This window comes from Candidatus Uabimicrobium amorphum (assembly GCF_009002475.1).
In the GTDB taxonomy this organism is placed as follows: Bacteria; Planctomycetota; Uabimicrobiia; order Uabimicrobiales; family Uabimicrobiaceae; genus Uabimicrobium; species Uabimicrobium amorphum.
Genome location: NZ_AP019860.1, coordinates 6,879,242 through 6,900,686 on the forward strand (window position 1 = coordinate 6,879,242; position 21,445 = coordinate 6,900,686).

The 21,445-nt window shown below is 41.5% G+C and carries 14 protein-coding genes; 5 read left to right on the plus strand and 9 right to left on the minus strand.

What is annotated here, in order from left to right; genetic code table 11:
- Nucleotides 1-72: 72 nt before the first annotated feature.
- Entirely contained in the window at nt 73-1,410 is a 1,338-nt protein-coding gene (gene tig / locus UABAM_RS24265; RefSeq protein ID WP_152022054.1) for a trigger factor, read from the plus strand.
- A gap of 42 nt (nt 1,411-1,452) precedes the next feature.
- Here tig and UABAM_RS24270 read toward each other — a convergent pair whose 3' ends face one another.
- Complete coding sequence (locus UABAM_RS24270) at nt 1,453-4,020, minus strand: VIT and vWA domain-containing protein (RefSeq protein ID WP_151970584.1); 2,568 nt, start codon at nt 4,018-4,020, stop codon at nt 1,453-1,455.
- Between the two features lie 207 nt (nt 4,021-4,227).
- Between UABAM_RS24270 and UABAM_RS24275 the strand changes: the two genes are divergently transcribed.
- Nucleotides 4,228-7,278 (plus strand): FHA domain-containing serine/threonine-protein kinase, encoded by a 3,051-nt coding sequence (locus tag UABAM_RS24275; protein ID WP_173013548.1) that lies wholly within the window; start codon nt 4,228-4,230, stop codon nt 7,276-7,278.
- Here the strand turns inward: UABAM_RS24275 and UABAM_RS24280 are convergent.
- The 6 genes from UABAM_RS24280 to UABAM_RS24305 all read right to left on the minus strand — a co-directional run bounded on the left by UABAM_RS24280 (nt 7,275) and on the right by UABAM_RS24305 (nt 14,209).
- Entirely contained in the window at nt 7,275-8,762 is a 1,488-nt protein-coding gene (locus UABAM_RS24280) for an amidase (protein WP_151970586.1), read from the minus strand. The two genes, UABAM_RS24275 and UABAM_RS24280, sit on opposite strands and share 4 nt — an antisense overlap.
- A gap of 72 nt (nt 8,763-8,834) precedes the next feature.
- Nucleotides 8,835-9,632, minus strand: coding sequence for a hypothetical protein (locus UABAM_RS24285; RefSeq protein WP_151970587.1), 798 nt, complete (start codon nt 9,630-9,632; stop codon nt 8,835-8,837).
- Between the two features lie 87 nt (nt 9,633-9,719).
- Nucleotides 9,720-10,871 carry a hypothetical protein gene (locus UABAM_RS24290; protein WP_151970588.1) on the minus strand — a complete coding sequence of 384 codons (1,152 nt, stop codon included), beginning with the start codon at nt 10,869-10,871 and terminating at the stop codon, nt 9,720-9,722.
- 24 nt (nt 10,872-10,895) lie between these two features.
- Nucleotides 10,896-11,438 carry a GNAT family N-acetyltransferase gene (locus UABAM_RS24295; protein ID WP_151970589.1) on the minus strand — a complete coding sequence of 181 codons (543 nt, stop codon included), beginning with the start codon at nt 11,436-11,438 and terminating at the stop codon, nt 10,896-10,898.
- Nucleotides 11,439-11,502: 64 nt separating this feature from the next.
- Nucleotides 11,503-12,987: an FAD-binding domain-containing protein gene (locus UABAM_RS24300; protein ID WP_151970590.1), complete on the minus strand. Its 1,485-nt coding sequence runs from the start codon at nt 12,985-12,987 to the stop codon at nt 11,503-11,505.
- Nucleotides 12,988-13,030: 43 nt separating this feature from the next.
- A complete protein-coding gene (locus UABAM_RS24305) occupies nt 13,031-14,209 on the minus strand; it encodes a HEAT repeat domain-containing protein (RefSeq protein WP_151970591.1) in 1,179 nt (392 codons plus the stop codon).
- A gap of 312 nt (nt 14,210-14,521) precedes the next feature.
- Between UABAM_RS24305 and UABAM_RS24310 the strand changes: the two genes are divergently transcribed.
- The gene (locus UABAM_RS24310) at nt 14,522-16,312 is read left to right on the plus strand and encodes an MFS transporter (protein ID WP_151970592.1); all 1,791 of its coding nucleotides are present in this window, start codon (nt 14,522-14,524) and stop codon (nt 16,310-16,312) included.
- A 9-nt stretch (nt 16,313-16,321) separates the two neighbouring features.
- Here the strand turns inward: UABAM_RS24310 and UABAM_RS24315 are convergent, their stop codons facing one another.
- Nucleotides 16,322-17,848, minus strand: coding sequence for a leucine-rich repeat domain-containing protein (locus UABAM_RS24315; protein ID WP_151970593.1), 1,527 nt, complete (start codon nt 17,846-17,848; stop codon nt 16,322-16,324).
- 92 nt (nt 17,849-17,940) lie between these two features.
- Entirely contained in the window at nt 17,941-19,242 is a 1,302-nt protein-coding gene (locus UABAM_RS24320; protein WP_151970594.1) for a hypothetical protein, read from the minus strand.
- A 359-nt stretch (nt 19,243-19,601) separates the two neighbouring features.
- Here UABAM_RS24320 and UABAM_RS24325 point away from each other — a divergent pair, with 359 nt between their 5' ends.
- The gene (locus tag UABAM_RS24325) at nt 19,602-20,171 is read left to right on the plus strand and encodes a DUF6151 family protein (protein WP_151970595.1); all 570 of its coding nucleotides are present in this window, start codon (nt 19,602-19,604) and stop codon (nt 20,169-20,171) included.
- Between the two features lie 115 nt (nt 20,172-20,286).
- On the plus strand, nt 20,287-21,354 hold the full coding sequence (locus UABAM_RS24330) for a zinc metalloprotease (protein WP_151970596.1): 1,068 nt from the start codon (nt 20,287-20,289) through the stop codon (nt 21,352-21,354).
- Nucleotides 21,355-21,445: the final 91 nt, after the last annotated feature.

A 21,445-nucleotide genomic window follows, 5' to 3' on the forward strand; every position in this document is an offset into this window, starting at 1 on the left:
TCTTTACAATAGACGCAAAAAGCTATCAAACACATCTTTTATTCTACAGCGAAAGGCAAAAACGTGGCAAATATAAAGATCACCGAGACACTTAACTCTGGCCTGAAGCGCCAATACTCTATTGTGGTGAGCGCTGATTATTTGAACAAGAAATTAGATGAAGATTTTGCAAAAATACAGCCCGATGCCGTTGTCGAAGGCTATGAAAAAGGACAGGTTCCTGAGCAAGTACTCAAGGAAAAATTTGGTGGTAAGGTTCTTGGCAAAGTGATGCAGGAAATTGTCGATGAATCCATCAAAAAACATTTCGACGAAATTGATCATTCTGCGGCTACGCAGCCACAAGTTGTGATAAAGGATGAGAATTGGCAAAAGGCCGATGATATTCATATTGAAATGTCGTATGAAGTGCTACCGGCGATTCCCGAAGTGGACCTGAGTCATATTCGTTTGGAAAAAATGGTCGCGACCATTGACGAAGCTTCTATCGATGAAGCTCTGGGAAATTTATCGAAAGCTCAACCGGATTTCAAAGACTACGAAGAGGACACCGCGGCGCAAAATGGTGACCAAGTGGTGATGGATTTTGTCGGTAAAGTTGACGGGAAAGCATTTGAAGGTGGAACAGCGCAAGATTACCCACTTGTTTTGGGATCGGGAAGTTTTATTCCGGGTTTTGAAGATCAACTTTTGGGTATAAAAGCCCAAGAAGTTCGCAATGTCAAAGTGACGTTTCCTGAAAATTACGATGCCAGCCATTTAGCAGGTAAACCGGCGATATTTGAGTGTACCATCAAAACGATCCGCCAACCAATTCCTTTGGAAATCAACGATGCGTTGGCAAAAAAGTTTGGGGCGAAGGACTTGAACGATTTGCGTACACAAGTTAGCAAAAGTTTAGAGTTGGAATATGCCGATGTTGCGCGTGCGGTGATGAAGCGCGACTTATTTAGCGAATTGGAAAAATTAGTTTCTTTCGAATTGCCGCCAACTCTCGTTGAGAGTGAAGCGCAGCAAATTGCGCATCAATTGTGGCACGCCGAAAATCCAGAGGTTACCGATCACAATCACGGAGAGATTGACACCACGGACGCACACAAACTGTTGGCAGAGCGCCGCGTGTGCCTAGGCTTGTTTCTGGCCGATATTGGCGACAAGATTAAGGTAAAAGTGAGTGACGCCGAATTGCAGCAAGTGATCATGCAGCAAGCGCGTCAGTATCCGGGAAAGCAACAAGAGTTCTTGGAGTACGTGCAAAAAAATCCACAAATGCAACAGCAACTGCGCGCAACTGTATTCGAAGACAAGGTAGTAGAGCATGTCTTTGATCAGGTTACCGTTACCGAAAAAAATACCACAACAGCGGAATTGCAACAAGCACTTCGCGCGTTGAATGAAACTCCTCTATAAAACAACAGTAGTGTCTGTCATGTGACAGACACTACTGCGTTCTCATTCCACACTGCGAATCTCCCCCAAAGTTAGGGTCGCGATTGCCATCTCAAAAACAGCCTTTTCACCTTTTTTTCTACTCAGAATCGTCTTGTCTTTACCGTTTTGTGCAAAGATTTTTTCCATAGCGCGTTGCCAATTTCCTTGGGGAGATTTACGTAACATAAGTATCGCAAAATACCAAGCTTTACTTATATTTTTTCGTGGTGTGGCGTTTGACACAGTCGTGATTTTCTCCACAAGGCTGGGATGGTTTTGTTCATAGTCGAGTTGTTGCAACGCAACCCCTACCATTGCCGTTTTCAAAATATTTTTTCTATCTGCGAGGTGGTACGACAACGCTACCTTTTCGAGAATATATGTTTCCAACAAACCAACATCATCGATTTTGACATGATGACGTTGCGCTTCTCTGATCGCCATCAACAGCCACACATTGGCTTCTATATCGCGAAAAGTATTGTTTTGCATTCGTTGTGCGCAAAGAGCAAAGCTTTTGAGTAACGCCTGGCGAATAAGCGGCGAGTAGGTTCCCGTGGAATACAGTTTTGCCAGAGCAAAAGTTGCCATCGCGTGATCACATATATTTTCCCGACGAGAAATCAAACCGTTCTTTTGGCGAGATTTTCCGATAAAACGCTGCGCTTTTCTGATAATGTGATGGTACGACGGAGCAAAATCTTCGCCTTTTACTTTCAAAAAACACAACAACGATAATATGGTTACTTGCAAATTTCCCCAACTCCCATCTGCTTTTTGCTGTCGCGCTAGCCATTGTAAATTGCGTAACAGACTTTCTGTTTTTAACCATACCGGAGCGCCACCGCCTTGCACTATATTTTTGCCACCAAATCTTCCTGAGAATTGAACATTTCCCGACGTAGGGTCTTGGTAGCGGTGTTTCGCAATACGCCATTCTTTGTAGTCGGCGTCTTTTTCCAGAACCAAATAGGAGGTGTACGATGTTACAATACCCGCTTGTTTTGACAACGCGATAATTTTGTCTTTCATTTCTGTGCCAAAAGAAAACTTCGGTTGTATCTTTTTTTTGTACTCTTCGCCAAGTAGAAATTCGATTTGTTGGTTCATCCACATACCTTTTACCGCTAAATTTTCCAGCGTTTGTTTTGGAAAAATTACGTGTTTGCGTATTTTGATTTTTTGATTTGCGGTTTTTCCCACAACGGTAACGGGTATTTTGCCGTGTTGTCGATATCTACCACTAAATACTATTTGTGAACCTTCGAATAATTCGCGGGCTATTTTTGGAAAAATATCATGAGTTTGTGCTCCGGAAAAATATACCTTCACGCTACTTAAAATGGGGCGTGAGATTTTGTCGAAAAAATGTGAAAGATGTGCATGAATATCACGCTGTGCAATCGAAGTATGTGTACCACCATTGTCACGCGCTAAATTCTGCAAAAATCGCACGTCGGTATCGCCTCCGATGCCAAAGGTAAACAAACGCGTATTCTTCGGAAGTGTATCTCTTGGAGTATAGATATTACCGTCCTTACCATCGGTGATCAAAACCACCGTGTGTGGTAGTGATGACTCCATTTTTAGGGCTTCGCTAACGGCTCCATGTATGTTTGTTCCACCATAAACTTTTAGTTTGTGAATGAAGTCATAGCCGCGTTCTTTGTTTTTTTGAGTGGCAGCGAGCAATTTTGTTGCAAGAGATTTTGTATGGTAGCTAAAAGCAATGACGTTAAACGCGTCATTTTCACGCAAATTTTCAATGGCGTACAACAGAGCACGACGCGCTTTTTTTATTTTTTCCCCTTGCATACTACCAGAGATGTCGACGACAAAAGTAATTGCTTTAGCAATGGGTTGTTGTTTTTTTTGCGGAGGAGTGATCATTGCTGTGAAGTAGCCGCTTTCTTTGGCGTGCGGACGAAAAAAAGCAAAATCCATGCGCCACTGATCACATTTGGTTTTATAAGAAAATTCAATTTCGCTTTTGTCATTGTCTTGTATATTAAAGCGTATTTGCGAAGGGGTTTGCTTCATCTTACATGTAGATTGGGAACAAGAAAAGTCAACGATGGGCATATCGGAAAAGATATTCGCCGTTAAGTTGAAATTCTTTTGTGAGGGCGAAAGATATCTGTAGCTCACGTTTCCTGCCTCATAGGGCAGCATTTCCCAATAGATTATTTTAATTTTTTGCGGTGTATTTGGTAGCACCGGAAAAATGCGAATCTGGTACTTTCCATTTCCCTGATCTTCTAAAAGAGCCGGATCTACCGATTTTTGCATGATTTTTGTGTAAATACGACGCGCTTTATTTTTTTCGACAACGGCTCCTGACATTTCTCGGTCATTGATCCACATCGCAAGGTGATGTATTTTCGCGGTGGCGGGAATCGAAAATTGATAAATAACTTCGACACTATTGTTGTTACTATTTTGAAATACTTGACTGATGGTTGTGATGGCAAGTTGGTTGCGTATTGCGACATGAACATCGTGTTTTTGTTGCGTAATATAGCGCTCCGGTCTTACGATCCCTGCGTATAAACAACCATATACCACAAAAAATATAATTATTTTCTTCATGAGGTACTCCTAGTTCAATTTTCGTCCGAGTTTATTTTTAGGAGTAGTGGGCCCATCTACTAGATATTCGCGATTATTCAAGTAGACGAAAGTTTCGCGTTAAAGTTCATTTTTTATTTAAAATATGCTATGATAAATTATCGTCGCGGCATAACGCTTTACTTGTGTAACATAAACTGGTGCTTTAAAAAGTGGTCAGGAAAAGAAATGCATGATGTCTATACAATTTCGATGGTGAGAGGTTGGATTACCGGAAAATTTGATGATTGTCCTATCGCGTCCTGGTTAAAGAAAAAACTGGAAGGTCGTATTGCCAATCAGCAAATTGAGAAAATTTATCTGCATATTTTGCAAAAATGTTCTCATCGCAATACCACTCCAACTTTCGATAAAAATGATTTATTAAGTCTTGTTCGCCAAGAAACGGTTGCGGTGATGCGCAACTTCGATAAAAAAACCGATTGGAACAAAGTTTTCCACACCCACGAGCCAGTATTCAATCTAATAGACGACCCTTCGGCAAAACAAAAACAACCATTTAGTCTGGAAGACTCGGTCTCTTCTGATGAAATTAAATCCTTAGTAAACAAAAAAGAGCCTGTGGCGAAGTTCATTGAGACAGACAGTCCGCTACCAAAGGAGCCTTTTGTTGTCGAAGATTCTACCTTGAAAGGCAGTCCGCAAGCAAAGGAGCCTTTTGTCGAAGAGTCTACTTTGAAAAACCATCCGCTACCAAAAGAACCTTTCGTCGTCGAAGATTCTACTTACAAAAACTCTCCTCCGTCGACACAAGTGTCTTCCAACAACACGTTTTTTGAAAAAGCAGACGTCACCCAAGTATTGGGCAATAATTCTCCTGCGGAGACTTACGTAGAAGACCGGCCCGCGAAAGAGTTGCATACTCTACGCATGCAACGCTACAACATTCTTCGTGACATCAATCGTGGGGCTTTTGGTATCGTTTTCCAGGGTTTTGACACTCTTCTACAACGAAACGTCGCCATCAAACACATTTATCGGCAAATGGATAGTCATGATTTGCATAGCTTTGAAAAAGAGGCACAAACGTTGGCGAGTTTGAATCACCCGAGTATTGTGCAAGTTTATGACTGTGGAGTAAACAGCAAAAATTTACCTTTTATCGTCATGGAATTTGTGCAAGGAGAAGATATTGGTCTTTACGTGAAAGATCATAAGCCTGGAACGGTGGCGGTTGTGAATTATATGTGTCAGCTTGTCGAAGCTTTGGCATATATTCACAAAAGAGATATCTTTCACCAGGACATCAAGCCAGCAAACGTTTTGGTGACCACCGAAACGGAAAGTCCGCGTATTAAACTTGTGGATTTTGGTATCGCCGAAAAGGGCAACAAGATTCAAGAGCGTTTTGCGGGAACGATTCGTTATTCACCACCGGAAAAGTTCGGTGATGGATTTACCCCGCAACCTACGAGCGACATCTATTCTTTTGGCGCGATGTTTTACGAAATTTTAACCGGAGAAATCGCTATTTCCGAAGACAATATGGAGTTGATTTACGAGGCAATTATGCGCGGAATCTCTTTTGATGAAAAGCACAACTCTATTGATGCGCGTTTACGGGAAATTTGTCTAAAATGCGTGGCCATTGATCCGAAGAATCGCTACCAAAACGCTTCCGAGTTATTGATGGATTTACTCGACTACAGCAATAGCGAAAATAGCGATGACGTCAGTGAATCTCCTATCCTATGTCTAATCCAAAATCGCGGCAAGATTTTGTTTCCCTTGGTAAAGCGCGTCAATTACATAGGTCGTGCTTATGGCAATGAGATTGTCGTCCAAGATCCCACGATCTCGCGAAAACAAGCGGTGATCACCTTGGAAAATGACGACGGTGTTCCCAAAGTGCATATCACCAATCTCAGCAAAATGACACCCGTAAAAATTGGCAAAAAAGATTTATTGTACAACGAAAGTGCTTTTCTCGGAGAAAACGACCGTATCCAAATCGCCAGCTATACGTTTTACTATATTGCCGGTCATCGACACCACGATGACGACCATCACGATTCACAGGGGGAATTGATGCTGGAAAAAGATGCGATGATTTTTCTCAAAGAGGAAGATATCTTTGGAAAGTATAATTTAACGCCTATTTCGGGCATAAACGGTGAGAGGTATGTACTCAAAAGCGATATCAATGACATTTATAAAAACAAAATAGGTGAAATGACCGTAACGTACACCGATGACAACGAAATATACTATCCCGATAGCGATGAAGATGACGAAGTCACTGGCGAAACCACTCCGGTGACATCTCCCACAGACAAAAAGACACTTCAGAAAAATTTCGCAAACTTCAAATCTGCCGAGGACAACAGCGCATGGGTCGCTGATTTAACCAAAACATTGGCGGGAAACGATAGCATAAACAAAGAAGTTGCGGTAAATATGCTGCTGAAGATAGGTCCAGATGCCTTGCCGGTTATGTTGGATACTGCGGTGCGTTTTGATGTGGCAATTCCCAGTATGGTTGCGGTTTGCAAAGAGATGCTTCCCGATGTGATTCCCGCGCTTTCGGAACAGTTGACCAACAGTAATCCAATGATTTGTGCGCTAGTACTAAATATTCTCAGTCGTTTGGGAACCGAAGGAGTCAAACCACTTGCGGATCTACTCGATAGCCAAGACACTAACTTGCGAAAAGCGGCTGCGGCAGCCATTTTACAAATGGGTCCCACGGTGATTCCTCAGATGAAGCATATCGCCGGAACAAAACAATGGACCAACACCATTATGCAGTGGGAAAAAAGAGCTGTTCCTTATCTCATAGCGGAATTGCAAGATGAAGCCACCGAAACACACGCCGAAAAAATTCTTTTGAAAATGGGACGCGACATTTTATTGGAATTGATACGCGCCATTCTCAACAAAAATATTCCCGCAGCGACGCGCAAGAAATTAAAACGGCTTGTTTTTAAAATGGCACCGATACGCGAACTCGTTTCGCTACTAACACATAAAAATGAACATGTTAGCAAAGTTGCCGAACGACTTCTCGTGGGCTTTGGTCACGCCGCAACAAGTTCTTTAGCACAAAACCTTCGTCGCGTAGATGATCCCCTTAAAGTGTCTCTTTTAAAAGTACTCGGTAAAATGGGAAGTAAAGCAACGAAGGCCCTTGGCGAAATCGATAGATTATTAGAACACAATAATACTGCGGTCAAAAGAATGGCACAATGGGCAAAAAAGAGAATTGAGGACAATTCTTAGATTACCGGAGTTTTCTCAAACCACGGTTGTGCTTTCTCTAACTGCGCGGCGAGGCGAAACAGAGTTGCCTCATCACCAAGAGGAGCGACAAATTGCACTCCGCAAGGCAAACCTTCCGCTGTCCAGTGTAGAGGAACAGACATTGCTGGTTGACCGGTGAGATTCGCCAACTGTGTAAAGGGAAACTTCTCCAGCATTTGCTTGGCCATCTTGTCGACAATGCCCGATGCCTTGAGTGTTTTTCCCAATCCGAGTAAGTTGACTACTTTTATGCCAAGGATTTCCAACAAACGCGGAGCCGTTTCTCCCACTTTGGGCGGTGGTGTGGCAATCGTAGGAGTTAGGTATACATCGTATGTTTGATGAAAACACTGCATAGCGCGCGAAAATGTGTTCCAGTTTCTTTTGGCCTTGGCAAACTCATACGCACTAAAAGAACGCCCTAGCAAGGCAAGTGTCCATGTCACCGCTTCGACATCTTTACGCGTGGCTTTTCTTCCCAACATGGATTTTAGATGATCGATCTCTACGGCGGTCTCGCCAAATACCATTGTCAAATAAGAAGTGGCCAATTCCAATCCATCATAATCCGGGGTTTTCTCTTCAACATCATGGCCGAGTTCCGACAAAAGTTTTGCCGCATTGTTTACGGCTTGTATGCACTCTGGATGAACATCACCTCCTACCGGTGACTGTGTCGAAAAAGCGATGCGCAATTTACCGGGATCTGTGGTGATTTCCTCCATATACTTGCGCGTGGGCGGTTGTATGATATAGGGAGAACCGATGTCTCCTCCATTTGTCGCATCCAACATTGCGGCACTGTCGCGGACACTTCGCGTAATTATATGCTCTACGGCCGCGCCTTGCCAATGTTCACCCTTGGGGCCTGTTGGCGTTCTTCCTCGTGAGGGTTTTAAACCAAAAAGGCCACAACAAGACGCAGGAATGCGCAGTGAACCTCCCCCATCTCCTCCGGATGCCATAGGCACGAAGCCCGCGGCAATTGAAGATGCCGAACCACCACTCGATCCTCCGGATGTATGTTGTACATTCCACGGAGTCACCGTTGGCCCATAAGCCTCTGGCTCCGTAACTCCCATGAGTCCAAACTCCGGAGTATTTGTTTTTCCGACAACAATAACTCCTGTTGCTTTGTAGCGTTTCATCAACTCACTATCTTCGGGGGCGATATAATTCTTTAGGCCCTTGCACCCTCGGGTAAAAGGAAATCCTTTGTATGTCGATACCAAGTCTTTTATTAGAAAAGGTACACCGGCAAATACGCCATCAGACACAGGTTTTTGCGCCATTTCTCTTGCATGGTCGAACATGCGAATGATCACCGCATTTAATTTGGGATTCGTCTCTTCAATACGGCGAATAGATTCTTCGACGAGTTCTAAAGGCGTTACCTCTTTGCGTTTTACTAAATCCGCAAGTCCAAGCGCATCATAGTTCGCAAATTCTTTCATATCTGACATTCCTTAACAATGTATTTGCAAGTGGCCAAAAAAAAACCGGACATATTGTCCGGCTCTTGTACAGATGTAAATTTAGTTGACATCTTTGTAAAGTAGAACAAAACTAGCGTCGCAATTTGATTTGCCGCCTATAGCTGTGATACTTAGTTTTACATCTTTGTTGCGTACAGGTAAGTTAATTTTGTAGACGTAGTATCCATTGAACGCAACGGACAACTCAGGGCGAAATACCTGGTTGTTTATCGATAAAGTAACATTTCTGAATTCGCGATCTGCTAGTAGAAGAGCGATTTGCGAATGTGTACCTTTCAGGCTAATGTTTTGCGCTTTTGCACTCACACAACCATCTTTGTCTGTATCGCATTCAAAGTTTACAATGTGAGTGTTGCCATCATTGCCAACGAATGCTTCAGCCAAAGGATTCAAACTTTTCGCAACAGGGCGAAGTGTTTTGGCAGTTTTTTTGTTTTTAGAACCAGAAGTGTTTACTTTCAGGCTCATGGTAATTGGCTTTTGTATCCAGCCCCACTTCCATTCCACAACGATTTTGCAATTAAATGCCATGTTATTTTCGCCTTGAAGACGAAAGGTCATGTATTTTGTCTTGGTGTTGGTGTTGATTGTGGTTTTGGTAACGCCCGCTTTTACTTCACTATCAAAAAACTTAACACCTTTACCGTTGGTGATGAGAAGATGCTTTACATCTTTATCAACTGTAATTTTGCGAATCTTTACATTGTATCCGTCAAAATCACCTTCGGAATCGTAAATTCCTTCGGCATTGGTTGAATCTTTGAAATCGTAGTCATATTCAGCTGCAAAGGAAAGATTTACAACAATCAGTCCTAGCAAAATAATGAAATATTTCAATGTATTTCTCCTAAAGCATAAAATAAACTCTAGACCATACTAGAGAACTCTATTTTATTTAAAGCAAAACAGCGCTAATTGTCAAGATCATTCCTGTTGTGATGCTTGCGAATCGTGTTGCTTTATCATTTGTGCAATCTGGCCATATAGCCCTAAAGGGTCTTTGAAATCAGTAAACAACATCGTATTTTTGTTATCCTTGAGGTTGATCATGACATGCTGTGAAATTTCGCCCTCGTTGTTTTCTCTAGAAATTTCTACTTTTTCGATGTTGTCTTTGTCGATTATTGTTCTTGGTTTTAGAAAATGATGCAAGACAATGTAATCGTCCATCATCGTACAACGTATGGGAACACTGATCGCCCATTGTACTATTTTATAAAGTACTGGCAACCACACAATGGAAGTAACTAAAAACGCGTAGGGAAACGATGAGTAAAAAACAAAGAGCATAAAAATAGCTCCAAGGACTACGATCATAGCACCATACATCATACTGTTTTTTGCTTCAAAGGTTTGGTAATCCAAAGAGGACGAATCATTTTCGGTAAGAACCGTGGCTTTTTGCAGAATGATGTTCTCTAATTTTTCAAAATTATCAATGTACTGCGAAATAGAAAAACGTGAGTGAGGATTACTTTTTGAGGATAGACGTACGCATTTTAACGCATCGTGATTTTGAACTTGTAGATCATCCCAATCAATATGAATATCTTTTTTTGTGTCGCAAATTCCCGCAGAGTTCACGTTGATCACTTGCCCTTCAAAAGAGCCCACAAATCTATTTTCTCTTAATAGCATATACATAAAGACCGGATAACCAATTACCATAATCACAGTTGTGACAGTATCTTTACTCCACTCCGAAAATGTAAACACGAGAATTGCAATAAAAATAACGTTGATAATGACAAAGCCTTTTATAGACGTCTTGCGTATACTCATGGTAAATACATCACTTAGTTTTTTGAAGTCAATAGGTGCTTGGTCTTGATCGGTTTGTGCATTTGTATGACCGTACAATGTTGCGTTGGCTTCCTGTTGTTGCGAACGTTTTCTGGCGGCAACTATGATCAAAAGAAGAGACACCAAACTAACGATGCCTGCGTACACCGTTATCATGATATGCCCTTCGGGAGAATTTTCATTTCTGAGTATATTTGACACACCAACAACTGTAAAGAGAGTGCTGATCAAAAAAACTACACTACTGACAACGATAACAATACTTGTAAACATAATATGCTCTTTCTAGGGAGTTACCTATTCAAATTTACAATTACCTGATAGCGCCAATGAGTATATATGGTGCGCGTAGTATTTACCACGAAAAAGATGTTTTTTAGGATCGGTTTCTACCAAAACAAAACCTTGTTTGAGCAGAAGTTTCTGCGAAGGTATGTTGTCTATTGCCACACAAGCTTTGATCGTTCGCAGATGTAAGTCACGTTTGGCATAGTTAAGAACCACATCTAAAACTTCGCTCATATATCCCTTGTTCCAATGCTCATAAGCCAAATCGTAACCGATTTCCGCACTTTGGGCCGTGGCATCATACAAATGAAAACCACACGTACCGATAGGTTGATCCTTCAGGGTGATGCACCACCTTATGTGATCGCCCGAGTCTATGTCCATGACCCACGAAAGGAGTTCCTGCGCTTCTTTTTTACTACTTAGTGGTTCTTGGTCATAAAGAAATTTTGTGACATTGGCATCGGAAAAATGTTTAAAGAGAAAGTCGAGATCGTTTGCTCGAAATTTACGCAGTAACAAACGACTTGAACATAATTGTTTATAGTGCATGGCAATTGTCTATTTTCATAACGGCCCTAACTGTCGCAAAATATTTAGATACTTTTCTATGAAACTACTTTGAAGCGAGCTTCTTCGGCTTTCTACGTTTGCGGCTCCCATGTTTTTGATAGACAATTCTCGATTGTATTCGTGCGTCTTCGGTCTTGCGTACCGCCCAAATGAGGTCTTTTGCTTTTTTCGCGGCTAGTTTTTGCTCCACAATCGGCAAAGGGTAGTCACCAATGTTAAATATTGCCTCCGCAGGGCTGTTGTGTGGTTCGAAAATATATTCGTCGGGTACCTGACGTAACTCGGGAACCCATTGGCGAATAAATGTGCCACGTGGGTCGTGGTCTTGCGCTTGTTTTGTCGGATTGTAAACACGCATCGCATTGATTCCAGTAACCCCCGATTGCATCTGAATTTGGCTGTAGTGAATACCTGGTTCGTAGTCGACAAATTTTCCGGCGAGATAATGCGCCACGGGACGCCAATCCAACCACAAATGATACGTAGCAAAACAAACGATCATAGCACGCATGCGAAAATTCAGCCAACCGGTTTGATTGAGAGCACGCATACACGCATCGATCATCGGGTATCCGGTTTTTCCACAGCACCAAGCCGTAAAAAAATCCTCGTTCACTTCACGCGGACGCAAGTTGTCAAAACAAGTGTTCATCGCTTGGAACTCAATACGCGGTTCACTCTCTAATTTTTGGATGAAATGACAGTGCCAGCGCAGTCTTTTCGCAAAAGACGACAAAGAGATACGCCACTTTTTCGCTTCGCGAACATAGCGCAATTCCTGTCGTTTTTCTTCACATTTGCGGAACACATAACGCATGGAAATATTCCCGTAGGTAAAATACGGACTCAAACGACTGCATTCTTCCCACGCCGTTACCGGGCTAGACATGGCTTTTTGATAGTTCTCCCCGCGTTGTGTTAAAAAACTACGCAATATTTGATGCGCAACATTTTCGCCGCCTTGCTGCTCTATCTTGTGATTGCTCGGTATAATTCCGAGTGTTTTTGCACTGCAAATTCTTCCCCACTGCCGACGCGTAACACTGGCAACTTTTGTCGGAGCAGGAAAAACAGGTCGCGACATTTCCCTATGCCACAAGGCCGCCCAGCCATCGCGATTTTGTAAACCGCGAAAAACCCCAAATTGGCGAAATTCATGCACGGGGATTTTGTGTTTTTTTGCCCATTTACGAACGCGTTTATCACGTTCAAAAGTGAGCGCGTTTCCCGTCTCCTGGTGGCACCAAATATGGGAAATATCGTATTCCTTGAGAAGTTGTCCGAGAACGTCCACCACTTCACCGTGTGCAATGAAGACGTTCGCCCCTCGGTCTTTCAAATTTTTGCGCAACGCGCGCAGACTGTCATTGATAAATTGCAAATGAAAATCACTAAAATCTCGCGCATTCATAATAGAAGGTTCGTAGACATAAAGTAATAAACACTTGCCGTGTTTTTGGGCTGCGTATAATGGTTCATGATCGAAAATACGCAAATCTTTTTTCAACCACACAAGTTGGATCGTCACAGTTGTTACTCCTAGCGGTCAATGTAAAATGAAAAACGGATGTCTATTTTTGTAGCTTTTGTAAAATTTGCGCAGCGTTCTTTTTGATATTGTCGTTGTCATTTTTTAGGGCTTCTTCCAATAGCGGAATTGCCTTGCTTCCAATTTTTAGCAACGCTTCTTGTACATATTTACTTACCTCAGGAGAGGCTTCCGCGAAACTTTCTATCAACGAAGAAATCGCAGGTGCAGATTTTTCTCCTAATTTTTCCAACCCCTTGAGCCCCTCTATTTGTATCTCTTCATTTTTATGTTTGAGTGCATAAACAAATGCGGGAAGTAATTTTTCGTCTTGCGCTTCAAAAAAAGACAATTCGCGCAGTATATATATTTTTACCGTTAAAAAAGTCGTTTCTTTTTGCAAAGTAGCAATGCGTTCTTCCACAGTTTGCGACTCTAATTTTTTTAATTGTTCGCGAACTAGCCTTTTTCCTTTTTCGCGTAAAGGACTGGCTTTTTCATCATTGTTGATGTATTCGGTGAGGAGTTCTGTTAGATATGCATCAAAGCCTTTGTTGTAGCTCTCTTCTCTCTGAGGCTCGCTGTAAGTTAGTCGCAATGCTTTTTCAAATTCCTTTTTCGCCAAATCTTCATTTTCTAAAAAGTAGTGCATCGCTCCACTAATCAGAAGCAACTCTTTGTCTGTACCAGGATTTTTATTTTCCGCTATCAATTTTTGCGCAAGTTCCAGTGCTTTTTTTCTCGCTTGTTTTGCCTTTTCATATTCTCCAGCACTATCATGGTGATACGCATATGTTCTATAAAAAGTACACCAAAAATCCGGTGTTTTCTCCAAGGCCTTATATACTTTTTCGGCAACATCCAAACGTGTTGTCATCGGAATATCGCGATAGAAAGAAGTGTCTTCACGATTGATTTTTTCCGAAGATAAAACTTCTTTAAGTTTTGCAATTTTCTCCTTAGGGATTCTGCGGAAGTCCCACATGTAGCAAGTCAGGTAGCATTTTTGACAACTATAAAGAACATGGGCGTCTGTGAGTGGCCAATAGATGTATTGAAATTTTGATGGCCACTGATAAATGTAGTTGCCATAACTACCAATGCTAGCGAATTCATTTTTTTCTTCGCAAACAGGACACTGAGCTTCAATAGGACGCCAAGTTGTGGCCCCTAAGTTCAGTAAAAAACATGCCATAAAAGATAATATCATACGTGTTTTCATAAGACCTCCTTAAAAATTTAAAGTAAAAGTGTTGCTAACTAAGTATACTTTGAGGTTTATTAATATTTCAAGTTGGATATTGCTTCAAAACCAAACATCGCGAAGATCTTATTGGTTTGCTGGTAAAATTTATCAAAGAATAACGATGCAAAAGATGCCAATCACTACTAAAGCTTAAAAAATATAAATTTATAAAACGCATGCTCATTTGGTATAATGGTTGAAAACGAATAAACTCTTTCACAAATAGTCGCCGGAACTTTATTTTCGGCAGGGAAACTAAAGTTATGCGATCATTTTACCATTCGACTCATGCTAGCCATTAAGAAAAGCGAGCGCGGCAAAGTTGCGATACTCTCCGCCATGTTGTTGATCAGGTCTTTCGGAAAAGTCATTGGTTGGGCAGCGGTACAAACCATTCTTTTGAAGCGATTGGGACTGGAAACTCTGCCGTACTCTTTTGTTATTTTTGCCATTATTGGAATCGTTGGTTCGTTTTTTTACTTGTACTTTGTCGATGTTGTGGACCGTGACCGTTTACTGTATTGTTATTGCCTTTTTTCCGGAATCGCGCTTACCGTTGGTGCGCTTTTGTTTTCGACAAAAGGTGGCTTTGTGTTGCCGGTGATCCTTATCATGGGCGGATATGGACTTGGCTATTCGACAACAGGTACACAAATATGGACCATTATAAATGACACCTTTAGCCCCAAAGAAGGTGTACGTCTATATCCAATCATTTCCACAGCGCCACTGATTGGTGGCATATGCGGTGGATTGACCATACCTGTTTTGCTATCACAATTTGATACGGAAATGCTCTTGTTTTTTTGGGGATTTTCCCTATTACTTCTTTTACCCCTGGTTTTGCTTTTTGGTCGTCTTTACGGTGACGTTTTACCAAGTAGCAATGATAAAAAATTTACGTTTCCGTTTGCCAAAAAAAGACGTGTAGCTTCCTCAAAACTCCATTCTCTATTGGTGTTTTCCATTGCAGGTATTTGCATTCTGTTTTGGACCGTCGCTTCGCTAAAAGAGTTCCAATACGGCAAAATTCTCAACGCAACATTTGCCAACGAAGAACAACTGAGTACCTACTACGGTTACTACACGATTATCCTCAACAGCGTTGTTTTACTCACGCAATTCTTACTTACCGGAAAAGTGGTGCGCTTCTTAGGTGTCGGACTGGGACTAAGCCTTCTTCCCGCCACCATTATACTCGGTGTTTCCATTACGTGGTTGTTCCCGGTATTCATTGCGGTGTTTTTTATGCGCTTCTCGTGGGACATTATTGCCATGACAGTGCAAGGCACAAGTTACCAATTGGTGTTTAACGGTATACCAGCACCAGACCGCGGCCGCATTCGCGGAATCATGGAGGGTATCATCAACCCTTTAGGCGGAGTCGTGGGTGGTTTGACCATCATCGCCACCAACGAATTTTTTGCGACATCATCACCATTCTCACACCATATCATCACCGCTCTAGCGCTAAGCAGTGGATTGTTATGGCTATACATGGCCATGAAAGCACGAAAATATTATCACAAGTCCATTCTGGAAAATCTCTACAGCAAAGACTCGCGTACCGTTTCCGATGCATGGGAAATGATGGAGGAAGGCAAACAACTGGCAAATTTGAAAATATCCCAGGAGATTCTACCCACATTTTCTTTGATGAAAGAGCAAAAAGTCATTGGCGAACAAATCGTACAGTCTTTTTGTGACGAACACAAAGTGGTGGTTTACCATCATCGTCGTCTTGGTTGTCATCGTCTGAAAGTTTTCATCGACGGCCACGCATGGAATGTTTTCAAACACGATAACACGTGGTGGATGAGCGACAAAAGCGGAAAGCGCGAGGTGGACGCAGCGATTCTCTACTGGCTGAAGAAGGATAACTATGTTGCGGTGGTTTTTCACAAACAAAAAATACAACGCGTAGAAATTGCCGAAACAGGAAAAAATATCCATGGGATTGGATGGCTTGGCGGTGCTTTTAAATATTCTTATCAGCTCAAAAATAGCGCCTGTATTTCTTCTAACATGCGCTTTTCGCAAACCATTCAACCACAAGGGCGATGTATATACAAAAATTAGAGGCCACAATTACTCCTCTAGATCATCCACATCTAATATCTCTTGAGGAGAATCGTCGTCCACAATGAAAAAGACATCGCTATCCACATCTGTATCATCATTTAAATAACGCAAAGGAATATCTGGTTCGGTATATGTTTTCACCGAACAACCGAGTCGTCGAATATCTTCTTCCAAAGATTTCACATCGTTGCCTTCCAAATCTACATACTCTAAATTTGCCATTTCATGCATTTCCGCTGGTAACGATTTTAGTTGGTGATCGGAGATTTCTAAATGCTTCAATTTGGATAATTGGCAAATTTCACGCGGAATTTCGCTTATATGACCCGAAGTTATATACAAGTACTCTAAATTTTTTAACGCACATATTTCCTTGGGAAATTCTGAAAAATGACTAAAGATTAGATCGATTAATTTGAGTTGTTGTAGCTGGGAAATACCTTCAATATTGCGGATTTGCGAATTTCCCAAATATAAGTTCTCTAAATTTGTTATTTGGCAAATGGTCGCAAGATTTTCGACACATGACCCACACAAATCAAGAGATCGTAAATTTTCGAGTTTACTCATTTCACCAGGAAGATGGGCCAATTTTGTGTCTGTTAATTCTAACTGCTCTAAATCGTGTAAACGACTTATCTGCGGAGCTAATTTTTGCAATGGATAATTGCAATTGAGTCTTAAGGTTTTTAGTTGTGGAAAGTGCTGTATTTCCATTGGCAACTCACGCAATTTGTTTCGAGATAGATTTAAAGACTCCAATGAACTATTCGCGGTGAGTTCGTTGAAGCTCTCTATTTGGTTTTTATAGAGATTTAGCTCTCTGAGATGAGGAAAGTACTTTATCTCCGCGGGTAATTCGCGTAATTTATTTTTTGTTAGGTTTAAAACCTCTAGGCAACTATTTGTTTTTACAGTAGAAAGATTTTCTATTCTATTATCACTAAGGTTAAGTTCTCGAAGATTCGGAAAGTACTCCATTTGGGGAAACGTAGACAATTGGTTGTGCGCTAGGTCTAAAAAAGTGACTTCGCACTTATCTTTTGTCACAAAATTTTTGATTTGGCTGTTGCGTAAGCAAAGTTTTTTGAGATTACGATAGGAGGAAATATTTGTCACATCGTCAATGCGACACCTCAAAATAGACAAAGTTTCCACACCCTTTACCTGAAAAGTAGGGATTTTTTTTAAATAGCAATTACTCAAAGACAGCCACGATACCTGTATATCTTGCAAAAAGGAGAGTGGGTCTGTGATGTTTTCCAAACGAATGTGATGCGCATGACAATTTTGCCAAACGCTATCTTGTTGTTTATCGATAACAAGATCTGTAAAACTACAATGAGTAAAACGGCAATTTGCGGCATGAGAAATGGCAATCCCCCCATCGCGAAAGCTACAATTATCAAAGAGGCAGTTGGTGATTTTGACTTTATCTAACCATAGGGGATTATTCTGAAAATGAAATGTACACCCATAGTATTCGATGTTGTCCTCAATTTCGGAGAGTGCTTTTCCGCGAATGGATTTCATGATGGCCTCTATCCATAGAAGTGTTGGTATTTGCTAGTGTGCGATGTGGGGGCATCGCATACCAAAGTCGTTTTTTCTATTACGAAGTTCAACTAAAACTTATCCGGAGTAGTCTTTGGCGTTTCACTCATGGTTTTCTCGATCATAAACGCGCTTTTGGTTCCCATTGTGGCAAACAACTTTTGCAGTACGTTATTTACCGCGCGCGCTGTTGCCGGGGAAAGATAACGAAAATCTATTTTTTTGATATCCGAATATTTTAAAATTTTCTTGGCGTCTTTCTCCGAAATAGCCCACTCTCCCGAGTACCCTTGGAAAGCTTTTAAAATAGTGTTTAACGCCCATTTTTGGTATTGATCAAGTTGCTTTTGTACTAATTCTTTGTCTTTTTCGTACATTTCCTCGATCATTTTCCGCGCTTGGTGACGTATTGTTTCCGACAGGATACTTTGGTACGCCTTTTCGCTTATCTCGATTTTTTTTTGCAAGTGCTTTCTCGATGTATGCACTCTTGTCCAGCTATAGATGCGAATACCTTTCGCCCACCTTTGCTGTTCTTGTATGGTACTCAAATACCTTTGCGATTTTTTTTGGGCAATTCTTTCTGCGAGTTCTCTTTGTCTAATTTCGAGTTGCGATACTTTTTGTCGCAATTCATCGGGAATCTCACTGAGGTCTTTTTTTTGTAGAAACACTAAAGTGCTCTTTGCTGATTGTAATATCGGTGTATTGGTTTCGTGACGCCAATGGTTGTTTTTTACTTTTTGCAACTGTTGCGCAACCACTTTACATTTTTTTTGCACCGTTTCGATCAGCACCAACAAATCAAGCTCTTTTTTTACCGCATATTGCAACGCAATGTCACCTTGCCGCGAAGCGGCCATCAGAATTTGCTGTAGCTCATAAATGAGTTGCTGTAAACGCGATAAATTTTGATAAATATTTTCGATGGGTGTTTTTGTGATCCTTTGATATCTCTGCTGCCAGTCAATTTTTTGTGCAAATGGTATAGAGTATACCGCTTTACCTACCGCAACATTTTTTTCAAAGAACTGTATTTGTACTTCAACTTGAGGAAGCGCAAAGTTCTCATTACACAATATGGTAAACCACAGGGTTTGATTCGCGGACAACAGGCAGTGCTTTGCAAAACTTTTGGAAATAACAAACACGTTTTGTGGAACCATCACTTCAATGCGACAATCGGCAACGGGGTGCTGCGTCTGAACAGACATAAAAATTTGTATCGCTTCAAAAGCATTTGCCACAGAGTCGCCATTTCCTTGCGAACGAATAGAGTTTTGGTCAGAATGCTTTGTCACATGACAATGTATTTTGTCGTTAGCGAATAGGACACTTGCAAAAAGAATAATGAAAAACCATATCCGATACATTTTTGTCTTCCTTTGTAAAAAAAAATAATGACCACTTCCGAGCCCGCTCCCCAGCCCGAGCCCACTCCCGAGCCCGAGCCCACTCCCCAGCCCGAGCCCGCCAACACTTCCCAGCCCGAAACACCTGTTGAATCATTTACACTGTAAACTTTGATGCATCGTCGAAATGATTATCGTAATTTTTTTGGAAAAATTTTCGGGAGCGGGCTCGGGATCGGAAGCGGGCTCGGGTTATAGAATTTATACAAATATAAGCAATTATAACAGAACTTCAACTACATATTTTTTATATTTCCTATTATAATATAGACCGACTTCATAATATGTAAGAGCCGTAAATAGTTTTTAGGAGTAAACATATGGTTGATGTCCCGTTGAGGTGTAGTTGCGGTAGCGTACAAGGAATGGCCTCTAATGTATCCGCCAAATCCGGTGTGCGACTGACATGTTATTGTGACGATTGCCAAAAATTTGCCCAATATCTCGGTAGATCAGATATTCTCGATGAGTACGGAGGAACCGATATCTTTCAAATAACGCCTTCGCAAATCAAATTTACACAAGGTTCTGAACAACTTCGTTGCGTGCGTTTAAAGGAAAAAGGACTATTTCGTTGGTACACGGAATGTTGTAAAACTCCCATTGGAAATACGATATCCGCAGGGATGGCATTCATTGGTACTATTCACAATATCATGGACGATGATAGTGTACGAGATCAAAATCTTGGACCACGTCGTGGAAACGTGCATTCCAAATTTGCAATAAAACCAATTCCCGGCGAGAAAAAACCTTCGAGTTTTCCCCTTGGTCTTCTTGCAAAAATTTTTCTCAAAATGTTTATTTGGAAAATAAAAGGTATGCATCGCCCCTCTCCCTTTTTTGACAAAAATGGACAACCGGTTGTAAAGCCTACTGTTTTAAAATAAATACCTATGCGCTTTACCTTTTTTAGTCGGCGCGAATTTTGCACAGTAAATGTATAAAAAGATTTTGAAGTGTCTTCAAGTAAAGAGTATATGAATGATTTAAGGAGCCTATATTATGTCGAATTGGCGAAGTTGTATTGTTTTGACGTTATGTTACCTAACAACAATATGTTATGCCCAACGAGAATGCGGCTACATACCGTACCTAAAACTGTTAAGCAAAGATAACCCGCAGGTTTACGAAGAGATAAGGGATACAGAAACTAAGTTAAAAAAGTATGTTTTCAAAAGACAAGAAAATGCTATCCCTAGAAAAGTGCGTGTCATACCTGTGGTGGTCCACATAATCTGGAAAGACAAACGCGATAACATTTCCGATAGACAAGTCCATTCTCAAATCCAAGTTTTAAACGAGGATTACCGCAAAAAACGTGGCACCAAAGGGTACACCAGGCATCCACTCGCCACAGATACAATGATTGAATTTCGCTTGGCGAAAGTAGATGCTCACTGGCGTAAAACAACAGGAATCACACGTACACGCACAAAAGTAAGTGTATTTCAACTAGAACAAATGAAATTCTCCGAGCTAGGTGGTAAAGATGCATGGGACACCACGCGTTTTCTCAACATTTGGGTGTGCCGCGTACGTGGCGGTCTACTCGGATACGCACAATTTCCCAACGGATCGCGCTCTCTAGGGCAAGAAAAAACCAATACGACAGACGGTGTTGTCATTGGAACACGCTTTTTTGGACGCGGCGGAAGTGCAAAAAAACCTTTTGATCTAGGACGAACCGCCACACATGAAGTGGGACATTGGTTAGGTTTACGACACATTTGGGGAGACGGCGGTTGTGACAAAGACGATGGAGTAAGCGATACTCCGTTAGCCGGTCGACCAAACAGAGGTCATCCACGTCAACGCCCCCACAGTTGCGGCTCAGAGGATATGTTCGAAAACTACATGGACTACTGTGACGACAACGTACAAAATGTTTTCACATACGAACAAGCGCAGCGCATGAACGCAACATTGACACTCTATCGCTTAGGCTTATGCGAATGGGATGCTTTTGGTAGCGGTGTGGACAACGGAGAAGTTTCAGGTGATGACTTTTTTAGCGACGACGCAAATAAAAACAAAGACGATGACGGTGGAGATTTCTTTGACGATCACTAAAATTTGCGTTTGAGTTGTTAGGTCAGATTTCAAAAATAGTAAACTGTGTTTTGAGAAAATGCAGTTTACTATGATTGTTGCACCCAAAAAA

What these genes read in the sequence shown, in the direction of transcription:
- UABAM_RS24270 (WP_151970584.1), bottom strand. Translation starts at nt 4,020, where the DNA reads ATGAAGAAAATAATTATATTTTTTGTGGTATATGGTTGTTTATACGCA.
- UABAM_RS24275 (WP_173013548.1), top strand. Translation starts at nt 4,228, where the DNA reads ATGCATGATGTCTATACAATTTCGATGGTGAGAGGTTGGATTACCGGA.
- UABAM_RS24280 (WP_151970586.1), bottom strand. Translation starts at nt 8,762, where the DNA reads ATGTCAGATATGAAAGAATTTGCGAACTATGATGCGCTTGGACTTGCG.
- UABAM_RS24290 (WP_151970588.1), bottom strand. Translation starts at nt 10,871, where the DNA reads ATGTTTACAAGTATTGTTATCGTTGTCAGTAGTGTAGTTTTTTTGATC.
- UABAM_RS24295 (WP_151970589.1), bottom strand. Translation starts at nt 11,438, where the DNA reads ATGCACTATAAACAATTATGTTCAAGTCGTTTGTTACTGCGTAAATTT.
- UABAM_RS24305 (WP_151970591.1), bottom strand. Translation starts at nt 14,209, where the DNA reads ATGAAAACACGTATGATATTATCTTTTATGGCATGTTTTTTACTGAAC.
- UABAM_RS24310 (WP_151970592.1), top strand. Translation starts at nt 14,522, where the DNA reads ATGCTAGCCATTAAGAAAAGCGAGCGCGGCAAAGTTGCGATACTCTCC.
- UABAM_RS24315 (WP_151970593.1), bottom strand. Translation starts at nt 17,848, where the DNA reads ATGAAATCCATTCGCGGAAAAGCACTCTCCGAAATTGAGGACAACATC.
- UABAM_RS24320 (WP_151970594.1), bottom strand. Translation starts at nt 19,242, where the DNA reads ATGTATCGGATATGGTTTTTCATTATTCTTTTTGCAAGTGTCCTATTC.
- UABAM_RS24325 (WP_151970595.1), top strand. Translation starts at nt 19,602, where the DNA reads ATGGTTGATGTCCCGTTGAGGTGTAGTTGCGGTAGCGTACAAGGAATG.
- UABAM_RS24330 (WP_151970596.1), top strand. Translation starts at nt 20,287, where the DNA reads ATGTCGAATTGGCGAAGTTGTATTGTTTTGACGTTATGTTACCTAACA.